The following is a 16,040-nucleotide window of genomic DNA, read 5'->3' as shown; positions in this document are numbered from 1 at the left end:
GCAAAAGCGCGCAGAGATTAACACACAATGGGAAGTTTTGGAAAAGAGACCTCTATTTGCCGCCGATGCGGCAAATAAAATAAACGATGGTAAGGAGATCGGTAATGAAAAAGAATGGTAGGAGTAGGTTTGTAAAATATGTTTCGATCATAGTGGTGATTCTTCTGGTAGTTGCAATGGCAGCAGGCTGTTCTGCCCCGGCGGCACAGGGCGACGGAGGCGAGGCATCGCAGACAGCTGCGTCGGGCGGCTCCGGCGGAGGGAAAAAAGTAGGGATCGCAATCCCCACAAGCACTGTCAACCGGTTTGTGGAGGAGGCCGACCTGATCGAACAGGGGCTTAAGGATCTTGGCTACGATGTGGTTGGCAAACAGGTGGCAAACGACGATTCCAATACGCAGATACAGCAATGCAAAAATATGCTTGCAAACGGTGCAGAGCTGTTGATTGTGTGCCCGGTGGATAAAAAGTCGTCGGCACAGATCGTTGACGACGCACATGCGCAGGGCGTACCTGTTATTTCTTACGTGCGGATGGTGGGCGGAGACCTCGATTACTATGTGTCGGAGGACAATGAAGCGGTAGGGACTTTAATCGGCGAATATGTGGATGAAAATCTGGACGAAGGCAATATGATCGTACTGACGGGAGATTCCCTCGATACAAACGCACAGCTTTACCGCGATACGGCAGTAGCGGCGCTGCAAACGAAAATCGATTCCGGAAAGATCAAGATTGTTGCGGATCAGTTTTGCAAGGGATGGTCGCCGGAGGAGGCCGTTAACCACACGGAGAATGCTTTGACACAAAACCAGAACGACGTCCAGGCAGTGCTGTGCACAAACGACGGTACGGCAGGCGGCGCGATCGAAGCGCTTACCGCACAGAACCTGCAGGGCCAGGTTCTCGTAACCGGCGGCGATTGCGAGCTGGCAGCAGCAAAACGCATCCTTGAAGGGACGCAGACTATGACGATACTCAAAAATAAATATGACGTAGCGGGCAAAGCCGTTGAGGTTGCAGACCAGATTTTGAAGGGCGAAACGCCTTCGACGGACGAGGTGAGGAATAATGAGACGAAGGATGTACCGGCGTTCCTCGTACCGATGACGGTAATCACAAAGGACAACATTCAGGCGGAGCTGATTGATTCCGGGTATTTCCCTGAACTCGCAGAATAAAAATACTGTACTGGCGCGGGGCGCGGTGAAATACCGTGCCCCGTAAAATAGCAGCGAAAGAGGAAGTACAAATGAAACAGGAATATATGTTGGAACTGGATGCGATTTCCAAAACTTTTCCGGGGGTTAAGGCGCTCACAGACGTAAGCTTCAAGGTGAAAAAAGGTGAAATACTGGCTGTCGTCGGGGAGAATGGCGCGGGGAAATCCACCCTGATGAAAATACTCAGCGGGGTATATCCGCATGGAAGCTACGAAGGCAGGTTTTATCTTGAGGGAGAAGAAAAAAAGTTTGCGAATATCAAGGAAAGCGAAGATGCCGGGATTCAGATTATCTATCAGGAGCTTGCACTGTGCAAGCTGATGAATGTAACGGAAAATATCTATCTGGGAAATGAGATCAGGAATAAATTCGGTGCGATCGACTGGAACGAAAGCATCAAAAAAACGCAGTTTTACTTAAAGGAGGTAAATCTGGATGTTGAACCGTTAACGCCGGTGGTACAGCTTGGCATCGGTCAGCAGCAGCTTGTGGAGATTGCAAAAGCGATCTCAAAAAATTCCAGGGTACTGATTCTTGACGAGCCTACGGCGGCACTCAACGAAAAGGAATCGGAAAATCTGCTGGGAATTATCAAGCAGCTTCGGGATAAGGGCGTTGCGTGTATTTTTATTACACACAAGCTGAATGAAGTTTTTGAATGCGCGGACCGGGTGGTCGTAATTCGAGACGGACAGGTTGTGGACGAAGGGGATATCTCTGAATTTACGGAAGATAAAATCATTACGCGTATGGTGGGCCGCGAGATCACAGAGCGGTATCCCAAGGAAAAATTCAAGACGGGCGAGGTGATCGCCGAAATCAAAAACTGGTCGGTCACAGATCCTGAGGTGCCGGAACGAAAGCTTGTAAAAAACGCAAGCTTTACCATCAAAAAGGGCGAGGTGCTTGGAATCGCGGGACTTATGGGCGCGGGCAGGACAGAGCTTGCCCTCAGCCTGTTTGGATGCTATAACGGCTACACCGAAGGGGAAATCGCCATTGAAGGGAAAAAAGTACAGATCAGGGAACCGAAGCAGGCGATCAAAAACGGTATTTCTTACGTATCGGAGGACCGGAAGCGTTATGGCCTTAACCTCAAAATGGATATCCAGGATAATATGACCATCGCCAGTCTTGAGAAAATATCAAAGGGCGGTGTGATCAATAATGTGGAAAAAATAGTATCCACAGATAAGATGATCCGGGAGATGAAGATCAAAACACCGTCCAGCGAGCAGATCGTAGGAAACCTTTCGGGTGGGAACCAACAAAAGGTGGTGCTTGGAAAGTGGATGCTTACAGAGCCCAAAATACTCATTCTGGACGAACCGACAAGGGGAATCGACGTAGGCGCAAAGTATGAAATATATAAAATCATCAACCGGCTTGTGCAGGATGGCGTGGGCGTTGTTATGATTTCCTCCGAGCTGCCGGAAATCCTTGGAATGAGCGACCGTATCCTAGTGATGTGCGAGGGCGAGCTCGTTGCAGAGCTCAACAACTGCGAGGTGGATCAGGAGAGGATCATGTATTATGCCACAGGGGGAATGGTAGGATGAAAACATCAACAATCAAAACAGAACTTTCAAAAAATGCAAGACAATATACAATGGTACTGATTCTTGTGGCTATCGCAATCGTATTTGCGATCCTCACGGGAGGGACATTCCTTACCTCAAGGAATATTTCAAACCTGTTCCTGCAGGCTTCCGCAATCGGTATTGTGGCAATTTCAGTATCGTTGGTGCTGGTAGCCGGCGAAATAGACCTCTCGATCGGCTCGTGCGTAGGCCTTACAGGCGCGGTTGCCGCGACGCTGATGGTCAACATGGGCTGGTCGATTATACCGACCATTCTTGTGACGGTTGCAGTTGGCGTTGGAATCGGCTGCTGGCAGGGCTTTTGGGTTGCGTTCCGCAAGGTGCCGTCCTTTATCGTTACGCTTGCGGGCAGCCTCATTTTCCGTGGCATCGTATACGGCATCACACGGGGCATGACGATTGCGCCGATGACGGATGAGTTCAAGGCAATCGGGCAAGGCTATATCCCGCCGATTTTCAGCGCGGAGGGCTCGGGCTTCAACGATACGGCAATCATTATCGGGGTTGTGATCTGCGTGATATTTGCTGTGATGCAGATACGCCAGGAGAATTCCAGGAAACGTTATCACTTGGGCGTTGCGCCAAAAGGGATGCTGATTGCAAAAATCGTAATCGTCAGCATTGTGGTGATTGGCATTATGGCGATCCTGTCGCTGAATCTTGGACTTTCCTATGCGTTTTTACTGCTTATCATCCTTGCGGTGCTGTTTTCGTTTATTTCGAACAATACGGCATTTGGACGGCAAATTTACGCGATTGGCGGGAACCGGGAGGCGGCGCGGCTGTCGGGTATCAACATCAAAAAGCGTTTATTCCTGCTATTTGTAGTGATGGGGACGATGTGCGCGGCAAGCGGCATCGTGTATACTGCAAGAATCAACGCGGGCACCGCTGCTGCCGGACAGAATATGGAGCTTGACGCGATCGCTGCCGCGGTGATCGGAGGCACGAGCACGATGGGCGGCGAAGGCAGCGTATTTGGGGCGGTGATCGGCGCGCTCATCATGACCGCCATCGATAACGGGATGTCGCTGATGAACCTTGATAACACATTCCAATATGTGGTAAAGGGGCTTGTGCTGCTGCTTGCCGTATGGATGGATGTTGCGACACGCAAAAAGGTTACCAGTTAAAAACAGCGCGATCGCGCGATTTGCCATGGAATGTGCACTTGACTTATAAGTTTGTGCAGACTATCATTTATAATATACAGATAAAAGAAGTGAATTTATCAGGAACAGAGGATTTTATGAGCGTAACGATCAAGGATGTTGCAAAAAGGGCCGGAGTTACTCCGGCTCTTGTATCAAGGGTTATCAACAACGATCCGACTTTGTCGGTAAAGGAGGAAACACGCGCGCGCATCTTTAAAGCTGCGGACGAGCTTTCCTACCTGCCCAATCCGTTTGCACAGAGCCTGCGGACAAAATCGACAAAAACGCTTGGAATGCTCGTGCCGGATATTGGCAACCCCTTTTTTATCAACATCATAAAAGGCGCGCAGGACGCGGCGCTCGCGCGGGATATGTGCCTGCTGCTCATCAATACGGATGAAGTGTGGGAGAATGAAAAAAAGCTGATCCAGATGCTCGTCAACAAAAAAGTCGACGGGATACTTTACCTCTCCGCGCACATGGACATCAAGGCGATCCGGCTGATCGAGGAGCTGAAAACCCCTTATGTGCTCGTCAACCGTAACAGCGGCGACGAAAATACGCTTTATGTGGGGCTTGATAACCTCAACGGCGCGCTGCTGGCGATGAAGCACCTTGTGGAGCTTGGGCATGAGAAGATCGCGCATATCGCAGGCCCGCTCTACACCGATACGGCAAGCGGCAGGCTGCAGGGATACCGCACAGCCCTGCATATGCGCGGAATCGAGCTGAACCTTGATTATGTGATCGAGACCTCGTTTTCCTTCGACGGCGGCGAGCAGGCGGTCAAAAAGCTTCTCGCAATGAAGGGCGACCGGCCGACCGCTATTTTTGCTGCAAACGACCTCATTGCAATGGGCGCGGTCTCCGGGGCGAATGAGATGGGCGTGAGCGTACCGGAGGATTTGTCGATCGTCGGGTTCAATAATATCTGGGTAGCAAAGCATTTTATGCCGCCGCTCACAACGGTGGATTTTGATAACTACAAAATGGGAGAGGAAGCCTGCAATATGCTGGTGGATAAGATTGCCGATCCCAAAATGGAACCGAGGCAGGTCGTGCTGGAGCCGCATCTGGTCGTCAGAAAATCGACTGCAAAACCAAAAGAGTATTAATTTAGAAACAATTTAATGATGGCAAACAGGAGGCGGCGGATGTCTGCCGCCTGCTTTTGTGCACGCAAAAATTGCGGAAAGGGAAAAAGATGAGTGGGTACAGTTCTTTATTCCAGCCGTTTTCAGTTGGAAGCATTACCGTCAAAAACAGGATCGTACAATGCCCGATGGACGTTATGCCGTTTGTAGACGAAAATATGCAGTTTGCGCAGCGGTATGCCAATATCCTGAAAGAAAGAGCAAAGGGCGGCGTGGGGCTGATCATAACGGGTTCGTGCCTTGTCGAGGACTTTAACGGACGAATGTTTGCGGATGTGCGCGATGCGTTCGTTCCTCAGGCAGGGAAAATGACAAAGGAAATCCATGATTGCGGCGCAAAGATTTTTTGCCAGTTGAGCGCGGGCGTGGGACGGAACCTGGTGGTGCGGGAAGGTGACCTGAAAGGGAACGGGCCCTTTCTTGAACGAAATGCGCTGGCACCTTCAGACGGTGTGCCAAATGTATGGGAGCCTTCTTTAAAGCATCGTGCACTCGGCAAGGAGAGAATCAAAAGAATTGTGGACGGCTTTGCGGATGCGGCACAAATGCTTAAAGAAGCCGGCTTTGACGGGATTGAAGTGCATGCGCTGCACGAGGGATATTTGCTGGATCAGTTTGCAATCGCGTCCATCAACCATCGGGAGGATGAATACGGCGGCAGCCTTGAAAACCGGCTGCGCTTTCCGCAGGAGATTTTGAAAGCGGTAAAAAAACGCTGCGGAAGCGATTTCCCGGTGATCATACGCCTGAGCGGCGAAAGTAAAATGAAAGGCTATAACAAGGGAGCCCTGCCGGGAGAAACATATCAGGAGTTTGGAAGGGGAATCGAAGAATGCGCCGTGGTTGCCCGGATGCTGGAAACGATGGGCTACGACGCGCTTAATATGGATAACGGAAGCTATGACGCATGGTATTGGGCACATCCGCCGGTTTATATGCCGATGCTTTGTAACATGAAAGAGGCAGAGAAAATCAAGGAGGTTGTCTCGATCCCCGTGTTCTGTGCGGGTAAAATGAATGATCCGAAGCTGGCCGCCCAGGCGGTGGCGGAAGGGAAAATTGACGCGGTGGCGATAGGGCGCGCATTGCTTGCCGATGCGCAGTGGCCAAACAAGGTGAGGCGCGGGGAAACACGGTCGATACGCCCATGTATCGCCTGCCAGAGCGGATGTATGCAGACCTTTCTTGGAAGGCCGCTTACCTGCGCGCTTAACCCACGGATCGGGTGCGAGGGTGAAGGGCAAATACCGGAAGCCGGGCAAGCGAAGAACGTTCTTGTTGCCGGCGGCGGGATAGGAGGAATGGAGGCGGCGCGTACTGCGGCGCTGCGCGGACACCGCGTCTGCCTGATGGAAAAGAGCGAAAGGCTGGGAGGCGTATTTGTTGCGGCTGCCATGCCTGCGTTCAAGGCAGCAGATAAGGAATTGATCGCTTGGTATGTAAACGAACTTGACCGCCTTAACGTACGTGTCCTGCTAAGCATGGAAGTAACGCCGGACGTGGTGGAAAGCGAAAGGCCGGATGCCGTGATCGTATGTGCGGGCGCGCAAAAGAAAAAGCTGTGTATACCCGGGAGCGGACGTTTGACGGACGCGGTCGAGCTGCTGGAAAAAGGAACCTACAGCGAAAAAAACGTCGTGGTGATCGGAGGGGGACTGACTGGCTGTGAAATTGCCTACGATGCGGCGCGACAGGGAAAAAATGTAACGATTTTGGAAATGGCGGAGGATATTTTACAGGTGGACGGCCTGTGCAGGGCAAATTCCAATATGCTCAGAGACCTTTTGCATTTTTATCACGTATCTGTCAGAACCTCATCGTCTGTCGAACAGATCGCAGAGAAGCAAGTAAATTACATCGTAAATGGAAAGCGGAAAACTGCCGCGGCGGATATCGTAGTAAGCGCTATCGGATATTTGCCGGATACAGGGCTTTATGACGAATTGAAAGCAAGAGGCTGGGAGACGCATCTGGCAGGCGACGCAAAACAGCCCGGCAACCTGATGAGCGTAATTCATGAAGCGTATGAAATTGCAATGGAGTTATAAAAAAGAATGTGCTAAGCTGCCTGTAAAAAATGGACGTTTATAACGTCCGCTTTTTGTTGATCAAAATTTAACCTTGACAGGCAGTGCTTGGTATATTAGTATAATGGTATGACCATTTATGGTGGCTTGTCAAAAGCCTGGCTACAATCTTTTGGTACAAATTGCATGTGCAGGCGGTTTATCAAACATTTCGCATAACCTGCGTTATGTAAAATCGCTGTAAACTCAAAACAACGAAATTGTCAATATTCAGGTACGGAAGCGAGGTAAGCAGCATGGATCGGTGGATTCGGGAAGAAGCGAAAAGAATTATTTTGCAGGATAAAGCAGCGTGTGTCGTGGCTTATCAAAAGGAAATCCTGTATCTTGGACAGGGCAAGGGAATCTTTCCATTAATGGAATATTTCGAGCGGGAAGAGCTGCATCGCAGCGGAATCGCCATTTTTGATAAAGTGATTGGAAAAGCGGCTGCAACGTTTGTGGTGAGCCTGAAACCGAAATATGTGTTTGCAAAGATGATCAGCGAGGCAGGATACGACCTTCTGCGCAGGAATGGAATCAGGACGGAATTTGAGACAAAGGTGCCAATGATCATGAACAGGGACAAAAGCGGTATGTGTATGCTGGAGGAAAAGGTACAGCATATCGACGCGGTAGACGAATGCGTGGCGGTATTACAGGACTGGCGCAGGAAAATTATACCGGAAAAGCTGCGAATGGCGCAGGCATAAAAAAACGATAAAATACCCGCCAAATTTATTTGCCGGGTATTTTTTGCATACGGCAGGTTTTTGCCGGCCGATAACCGATCCAAATAAAAGCTATGAATGATTTAGGAACGAACCGGCACAAACTGTTTTGCGGAAGGAGTAGGGTAAAATAAAGGATTTTGGCGACACTTTTATTGTGCTGTGCCTGTGCAAGGATACGTACGGGCTCTAAACAATGGATACGAACTCCAGGACGGCACAGAAAATCGCTTTATAAAGCCAATATAAGCTGCTGTTTTAATTCGAAATTTTGCGAATATTATTGTTTGGCCTCGCGCTCTGTGGTATAATTACGTTAAGAATAGACGTAGTTGGAAGAGAAGACTCCAGGAGAAAATTTTCTATCCGGGAGTCTTTTATGCTTTGTAAAGCGATTTTACCAACTGGGGTTAGGGAGGTTGACCATGAAAGGGTGGCGGGGAAGACGGTTGCTGGCATTCGTTGCCAGCGTAGGGATGTTGTTTTCGATATGGTCTGGCGCGGGAACAGCGCTGGCGGCCGGGGAGGCAATTCCCAATGAAACGGATGTGGAATGTACGATTTCGGGAGAATGCGGTGCTGCGGAGCATGACAAGGATTGCCCGGCAGGAAAGAAAGGGATTATTTCTCCCCAAAATATTACTGGATTTATCTGGTATTATAATGAGGGCGGCGCAGTTCCCAATGAATTTGAGGTGGGCGGTAAGGTGCCACAGGAAGAAATTGGCCTGCCGGACTCGCTGCAAGCTCATCTTAATGGAAAAACGGATACTGTGGAAATTCCGGTTAAGTGGGTATGCACAGACGATTACACAGGCACCGATTTTGACGTCTATACCTTCAATCCTGTTTGGGACACTTCGCTGTATGTACTGGATGCGTCGCTTGCACAGTCGGATATTCCATATGCCCAGGTGCGGATCGCGCAGTCCGGGAATGAAAATATGCGGACGGATGCAGATGGCAATACGGTTATTATGGTGGAAGACGCAAACGTAAGCAGCACAGGGATACAGGCTGCAATCGATGCGGCGCTCATAGATTTCAGCGAGGATAAGCCTGCGGGAGATGTCAGGCTGGTTGTAAATCCGGCTGCGATGAAAGTTAATATCAAAGTATATGGCGATCCGATTACCTATATCGACGTACCCACGAATAAAGGGATCACCTCGTTTACGATTACAACCGGAAAAGAAGACGCCACAAAAGAAGCGCCGGTCATTCTTTTTGTTGAACTTGGAGTGGAAGCCAATATTTACGCGAATGGAATACCGTTTTCAGTGGAAGGCGCTATCAGCGTAGGCGGTACTATTTATGGCGGTGCAAAGGACCGTACTACGGGAAGCACCAGCATCACCTACGATGGGGCGACCGGAGGATATAACAGGACGGTTATTTATGGCGGCGGACGGAATGGGGATGTGGACGGAGACACGAATATCGTAGTCCATTCCACCCATGCCGCTTATAGCAATGGAACTACTTTTTCGGTTTATGGCGGCGGGGATGCGGAAGGCGCGGGTAAAAGCGCGAACGTCATCGGAAATACAAATATTGATATTTACGGCACGGTCATATTTATGGCCGGAGGAGGATGCGCGTATTACGGATCGACGGCAAATGTAGGCGGAGATACCAATATCCACATTCAGCCAGGCGGTGCCGTTCAGAAAAAAATGTACGGCGGCGGATACGCATATAATTTCCATGCGGGGAATGATTACGGCGGGACTACCTCCAAAGCGAATGTAGAGGGCACTTGCCGTATTACGATTGATTCAGATATTGCGCAGGATCCGGACCGGTACGACGGAGATTTTGTGATTGGGGCGGGATATGCCACCATAGGCGCAAATTCCACAAGCGCGGTTGCGGAATCCTCTGCGATTGCGGACGTGGGTGCGGTTGTAATCAAAGTAAATGGCAATGTTTCGAACAATACCGAAAACGCAAACACAGACCGCTGCATTGCGGGCGGCGGAGATACCGATGGAAGGCTTTATGCAAATCCTGCCCCGGCTGAGGGTATGGATATCTGCCGGGCAAATGTAAACGGCGACGTAACCATAAAAATCGCACCCGGTGTGACGCTGAACAATGCTGTTGTAGGCGGCGGTTCCAGCGTGGGCGGGGGCAGCTGCGACGTAAAGGGCAGCACGAATATAGAAGTAGGAGATAATGCCACGGTGGGCGGCGTCGTAGGCGGCGGCACCATTAATTGTAATATCCACCGCGCAGCAAGCGCCGATGTCGGGGCTGTAAATATCACAATAGGAGATCAGGCTTCATGCCGTAAGATCGGTGTATCGGACGGTAATTTTATTGCGGGAGGATTGCCCTATTCCAGCTATACGAGTTATGTACCGGCAGGGAGCCATACAGATGTAAAAGGCAATATTAATACCACCGTCGGAAACGATTTTTCCTGCGAAGGGTGGTTTTATGGGGCAGGACTCAATAAAAAAACGGACACCTCCGTAGCAGTCGGGGGCGATGTATCCACTGCCATTGGCGACGATTGTACCATATCCGGCAATTACATAGGAGGAGGCACAGCGGACGGATCAAATGGCGACGCCTCTATTGGAGGAACGGTCGTTAATGTGGTAGGGGATCGCTTTTCTTTTGGGAGCTGGTTATTTGCGGCAGGCCTTACCACGTCTGTGGATGCCGATGCAACGGTAAAAGGAAATATATCAACAACAGTTGGAAGTAACGGTACGATTTCCGGTCAATTTGTGGGTGGCGGTGAAGCGGAAGGAGCAGGCAGCGACGTATCCGTAGATGGGAGCGTCACAAATACGTTGGGCGGAGGATTTTCCTGCGCTTATTTTACACCGGCGGGCAGGACGAATGTTGATGCCAGAGCGAGCGTCGGAAGCGCGGGGAACAATAAAAAAGTAGAGACAGTGTTCCTGGGAAACGGCGGCGAAACGGCCTCTTTCAATGGCTTTGTAACCGGAGCGGGACGTGCTTATGCCGCAAATGCGGACGTCACGGTTTACGGGGATGCAACGCTTATGTTTGACGGCGTTATCCCCAATCAGGATCTGTATGCGGGAGGATATTCCAATGCTGCGGCAAAGGCGCAGGTAACAGGTACTGCGACGCTGGAGCTGCGGAATATGAAAGATAAATTCGCCAAATATATCTATGGCGGGGGAAATGCCGCCACAGCCGGAGCGAATACCGATGTAGGTGCGGCGCACCTTGTTTTCATAGACGATCAGGAGTATGCGGGTTGGGCTTTTGGCGGTGGTTGGGCGGCGGACGACGCGACAGCCAGCGCCCGTGTGTCAGGACCTGTTTCAGTCGAGGTGACGCGGAGCAACCTTGGAAACGCATATCTGCTCGGTGGCGGCTGGGGAGCGGGAAGCGGCCATGTCGAGACCGGTGGCAAAACGGAGATTGCCGTTACAGGTTCAACTGTGAAGGATATTTATGGTGCGGGATATTATAAAACAGCCACGGGATACCAGTATGCCGGGGAGATTGATATCTGCCTGGATGACGTAACCGTAACGGGCGGCTTTTATCCGGCGGGGAACAGCAACGCAAGCGCCAAAAATGCGCAGGTCAGAATCACAGGCGATACCACGCTGGGATACATCCAGCAAAATAATACCGCGTCCCTTTCAGACGGCATTGACGTTTACATAGGGGACGGAATTACGCAGACAAATGCTAAAGTTGGGTATTTATACCATGATCGCATCAATCTGGTACGCGTCTATGACAAGGCGGTATTGACACACCAGGCCGGAACATACCAGCTGCTGTGGAACACGAAGGACCTTCAGGTCGACAGGGGCGGTACACTGGTTCTTTCCTCATTTGATGAAGCTGTTTCCGGAAATTATACAGGCGGCGGCACCGTACAAATGAACGCCGGGCAGAAATTGGGCATAGGAAATGTGGCGACAGGGGACACTGCCGTCAGGATCGAGGGCACGCCGTCCATCGGGCAGACATATATCGCTGCGGCAAGCGGTGACGCCAAATTTGTTTATTTTAAAGACGGCCTAGGGCTGCAGCGGCAGGAGAACGGCGTAACGGCCGAATGGAAGATTGCAAATACCTTTACGGTCACTGCCGGCGTATCCGGCGGGCATGGCAGGATTTCGCCGGAAGGAACGTTGCTCGTTTTTGAGAATGCAGAGCAAACCTTCCAGTTTATTCCTGACGACGGTTATAAAGTGGAAAAAGTACTGCTGGACGGTTCGGATATCGGGGCATTGGAGGAATATACCTTATCCGGAATGAAACAGCCACATTCCATACAGGCATATTTCGTACCTTTGGTGGCCCGGGACGCAGAGAAAGCGGTGGAAGGGATAACCCCGCCGGAACTGGATGAAGACAAGCATACTGACGATGTGTTGACTGCAAAAATTATCTACGAGCAGCTGCCGGATGAGGAAAAAGAGAAAGTATCCCCGGACAGTTTAGAACAATTACATGGGCAACTCGCGGGCCTTGATTTGATCGATATCCAGTTGGAGATCGGTGGAAAAGCAGACACTGATTTCGATTCGCCAAATCTGCATAATCTTGCAAGCGCGATTTCGATGGAGGAGGCGAAACAACTGAAAGCGGGCACGATCAACCACATTATTCTCAAACTGGTCATCAATCCGCTTGAACGGGAAGAAGAACGCATCGATGTAGGACAGACCGGTTATTTGGAAGGGATGCACCTTGATATTTCGATCCTGAAGCATATCGATGGAAATCCCGGAGAAAAGGTGCCTGCCATCAAGAACCATGTTCGTATTGTGGTGAATATTCCAACCGATCTGCTCAGCCCCGGCCGGACTTATGTCATGCTCAGGGAGCATGACGGAGAAGTTGCCGTACTGCCGGATTTGGACGATGCCGATGAAACGCTGACTGTGGAAAGCAACCTGTTTTCCGCTTATGCCATAGCCTATACGGAGGATACGCCCTATATTGCCTATTATACCGTACGGTTTGACAGCCGTGGCGGAAGCGGGGTGCGTGAAATGGCAGGCATATTGGCAGGAAACCATATAGCCGCGCCGCAAGCTCCGGTAAAGGAGGGCTTCTGTTTTGACGGTTGGTACCGGGAACCGGAGGGGATAAACGAATGGAATTTCGATACGGATACCGTGCAGGAGGATATGACGCTCTATGCCAAATGGACTTCGCAGGACGCCGTGCCAACGCCTGTTCCAACCCGGCCTGCCGGCCCTGAAGCTCCAACCGGGCAGCCGAACTCCGGGAATCCGGCGACAGGAGACACGGAAATGCCGCTTTTGCCGTGGGTACTCGCCATGGTTGGAGCATTTGTAAGTATCATCGTTTGTTACAGGAAAAAGACAATCGGTAAAAGGGAAAGGTAATTTTTCCGCAGCGTATAATAATGTCCTGCAACAGGCCGGTACAATGCGGTCTGGAAGGCCCGGCAAAAGCGGTATGCTTGACTCCGGGCCTTTTTTGCTTCACGGCATAATATTTAAAAATGGTTTTGGTTGCCTGTAAATCTATTCTATGTATAATAAGAGGTAAGGGAAAACGTTTTGACAGGACAAGCAACAGGGAGGTGTTTTCCATGTGGAACGAAGAACATTTTCAATCACGGCGGCTCGATGAAGCCGATTTCGAGGAATTTGACGCGCTGCTGCGTTATGCTTTTCAGGTAACCTCGCGCGATATGGCGCGGATTGGGTGGTCCGAAACAGAGCTCATGCAATCAAAGAAACCTGTTTTTGACGCAGCGTATGTGCTTGGCTGGTTTTACAAGAACCATCTTGCCTCGCAGATCGTAATCTATCCCATGGAAGTCAACATTCAGGGGAAAATATTCCAGATGGGAGGGCTTACAGGCGTGGCGACCTACCCGGAGTATACGGGCAGGGGGCTTATCCATGCCCTGATCAGGATGGGGCTCGAGCATATGCGTGAGCAACAACAATGGATTTCATTTTTGTATCCTTACTCGATTCCGTTCTACAGGAAGCAGGGATGGGAAATCGTCTCTGATAAAATGACCTTCACCATCAAGGATACGCAGCTCCCGAAGATTCGCCCGGCGGGTGGAATGATTGAGCGCGTCCCTGTTGAGGACGAGGATATCAGGAACGTTTACAAATATTTTTCGCTGCAGCGCCACGGTGCGCTCATACGCAGCGAGCTTGAATGGGATGAATACTGGCGGTGGGAGTCGGACGATATCATGGCAGCCGTCTATTATAATACGGAGCAAAAGCCGCTTGGGTATGTCATTTATTATATCCGGGACGAGGTTTTGCGGATAAAAGAAATCGTATATCTGACACAGGAGGCGAAATATGGCATTTGGAACTATATCAGCGCCCATTTTTCCATGGTAAATCAGGTCGAGGGAGCCAATTATTCCGGACAGCCTATTGCGTTCGAATTTGAAGACAGTGAAATTGAAGAAACGATCAAAACTTATTATATGGCAAGGATTGTCGATGTAAAGCCGTTTTTGGAGGAATATCCTTTTCAGGTTGCGGATGAAAAACGGGACTTTTACTTCAAGGTGCATGATCCGGTGGCAGAGTGGAATAACGGTGTTTTCCATCTTTTCTGGAACGAAGGGGCAGCATGCTGCGAAAAGTCGGATTATGATGGGGAAGAGCCTCTGGTTGAGCTTGACATCGGAACGCTGACCACTATGATGATGGGCTATAAGAGGCCGACATACCTGTACCATAACGACAGGATAAAAGCGGATTACCACGTATTGAGCTTGCTTGAAATGCTCATCCCGTCAGAAAAACCTTATTTTTCAGATTACTTTTAGAAAAGAAGCCCCTGCCATTTTGACAGGGGCATTTCTGCAATTATAATTTCGCTCCGGGTTTATGATAATCTTTCAATATGATAGACTTTTGATGCAATCATATGGGCGCGAAGCATTTCCTGCGCCTTTTCAAAGTCGTTTTCATCGATTGCATCCATGATTTGCTGATGCTCCCGATAGGTTTCCTGATACCGTTCCATCGATTTCACAGAAAACACGATGCGCTGCATCTGGTTCCACAGTGAACGCAGGATTTCCTGCAAACGGCTGTTTCCGGTATTGTTCAGGTAACAGCTATGGAATGCCATGTCGTGCATGGTCATGTCTTCAAAATTATTGCTTTCAAGCATTTCCTTCATAGAAAGAACATGGGAGCGCATTTTATCGATCACAGGTTTATTATCCAGTTTATGCAGGAACAGCTTCAGTGCAAGCACATCGAGCACCTCCCTGAGCTGATATACCTCAATCACGTCCTTCACTGTGATCTCTGCAACCATGATGCCTTTGCCGGGGAAGCCGACTGCAAGCTTATCGTTAATCAGTTCCTGCAAAGCGCTTCGTACCGGGGTGCGGCTCAAACCGAGCTTATCGCACAGTTGGCGTTCAATCAAAAAAGTGCCCCCCGGCAGTTCGTTGGAGATAATCATTTCCTTGATACGGTTATACGCATAATCGCGTTTGTTATCATTTTTTGCATCCGTCTGGTATTTCGCCATGGATAAAACCTTTCTTTCGTAAAATTATATTAAAAAAACTAATTGTATTTTCTTGGTATACCAAAAGTTTATACCAAAATATTTCAAGAGTCAAGGAATTTATGTAAAAGACAATATTTTATCAAGAAACAGTTGACAAAGGAGAAAAGCGAAAGTATACTCTTGGTATACCAATAAACAATTAAAAAAAATCGCAAATAAAAGCTTGGTTATAACAAAACGAAAATAACGAGGAAGTTTTTTAATTATAAAACCCTTTTTCGTATACAGTAAGTATTCTTTCGGTTTTTAAAATATAGTCGAGTCGTTTCATCAAAACGCAGTTTTAAAAATATAGAAATAATTTGGACACTGGGAAACAGGAATTTTTTAGTGGTCAGTGAGAAAAATCAGGAGGGAAAAGAAATGGGAAAAGTAAGAGTAGGAGTATCGGGATATGGAGTAATCGGCCAGCGGCTGGCTGACGGAGTTGCAAAACAGGAGGATATGGAGCTTGTAGGAGTGGCGGACGTAGCGCCAACGCTTGCGGTGCGTGCGCTCTATGAAAAGGGAATGCCATATAACCTGTATCTTGCATCGGATGAAAACCGTGCGAAATTCGG

At 49.5% G+C, this 16,040-nt stretch carries 9 protein-coding genes and 1 pseudogene; 9 read left to right on the top strand and 1 reads right to left on the bottom strand.

The window, feature by feature from the left end; translation table 11 throughout:
- Nucleotides 1-104 precede the first annotated feature (104 nt).
- The 8 genes from ACS5WU_RS13660 (at nucleotide 105) to ACS5WU_RS13625 (ending at nucleotide 14,719) form a co-directional block, all read left to right on the top strand.
- Entirely contained in the window at nucleotides 105-1,181 is a 1,077-nt protein-coding gene (locus tag ACS5WU_RS13660) for a sugar ABC transporter substrate-binding protein (RefSeq protein WP_052740071.1), read from the top strand.
- 35 nt (nucleotides 1,182-1,216) lie between these two features.
- Nucleotides 1,217-2,782, top strand: coding sequence for a xylose ABC transporter ATP-binding protein (locus ACS5WU_RS13655; protein ID WP_413813681.1), 1,566 nt, complete (start codon nucleotides 1,217-1,219; stop codon nucleotides 2,780-2,782).
- Nucleotides 2,779-3,957 (top strand): sugar ABC transporter permease, encoded by a 1,179-nt coding sequence (locus tag ACS5WU_RS13650; protein ID WP_302760748.1) that lies wholly within the window; start codon nucleotides 2,779-2,781, stop codon nucleotides 3,955-3,957. Before ACS5WU_RS13655 ends, ACS5WU_RS13650 begins: the two co-directional genes overlap by 4 nt.
- Before the next feature lie 116 nt (nucleotides 3,958-4,073).
- A complete protein-coding gene (locus ACS5WU_RS13645) occupies nucleotides 4,074-5,093 on the top strand; it encodes a LacI family DNA-binding transcriptional regulator (RefSeq protein ID WP_046441896.1) in 1,020 nt (339 codons plus the stop codon).
- A gap of 89 nt (nucleotides 5,094-5,182) precedes the next feature.
- Complete coding sequence (locus tag ACS5WU_RS13640) at nucleotides 5,183-7,180, top strand: FAD-dependent oxidoreductase (protein WP_302760751.1); 1,998 nt, start codon at nucleotides 5,183-5,185, stop codon at nucleotides 7,178-7,180.
- 275 nt (nucleotides 7,181-7,455) lie between these two features.
- Nucleotides 7,456-7,911 (top strand): DUF1893 domain-containing protein, encoded by a 456-nt coding sequence (locus ACS5WU_RS13635; RefSeq protein ID WP_052740064.1) that lies wholly within the window; start codon nucleotides 7,456-7,458, stop codon nucleotides 7,909-7,911.
- 443 nt (nucleotides 7,912-8,354) lie between these two features.
- The gene (locus ACS5WU_RS13630; protein WP_465089200.1) at nucleotides 8,355-13,292 is read left to right on the top strand and encodes an InlB B-repeat-containing protein; all 4,938 of its coding nucleotides are present in this window, start codon (nucleotides 8,355-8,357) and stop codon (nucleotides 13,290-13,292) included.
- A gap of 209 nt (nucleotides 13,293-13,501) precedes the next feature.
- The gene (locus ACS5WU_RS13625; RefSeq protein WP_302760756.1) at nucleotides 13,502-14,719 is read left to right on the top strand and encodes a GNAT family N-acetyltransferase; all 1,218 of its coding nucleotides are present in this window, start codon (nucleotides 13,502-13,504) and stop codon (nucleotides 14,717-14,719) included.
- 59 nt (nucleotides 14,720-14,778) lie between these two features.
- Here the strand turns inward: ACS5WU_RS13625 and ACS5WU_RS13620 are convergent, their stop codons facing one another.
- Nucleotides 14,779-15,438 carry a GntR family transcriptional regulator gene (locus tag ACS5WU_RS13620; protein ID WP_046441883.1) on the bottom strand — a complete coding sequence of 220 codons (660 nt, stop codon included), beginning with the start codon at nucleotides 15,436-15,438 and terminating at the stop codon, nucleotides 14,779-14,781.
- Nucleotides 15,439-15,843: 405 nt separating this feature from the next.
- On the opposite strand from ACS5WU_RS13620, the pseudogene ACS5WU_RS13615 reads away from it, so the two are divergent.
- Nucleotides 15,844-16,040 (top strand): annotated as a pseudogene (locus ACS5WU_RS13615) (type II glyceraldehyde-3-phosphate dehydrogenase); the annotation flags it as partial.

This window comes from Christensenella sp. KGMB01412 (genome assembly GCF_055522415.1).
This window is presented reverse-complemented; position numbering and strand designations above follow the sequence as displayed.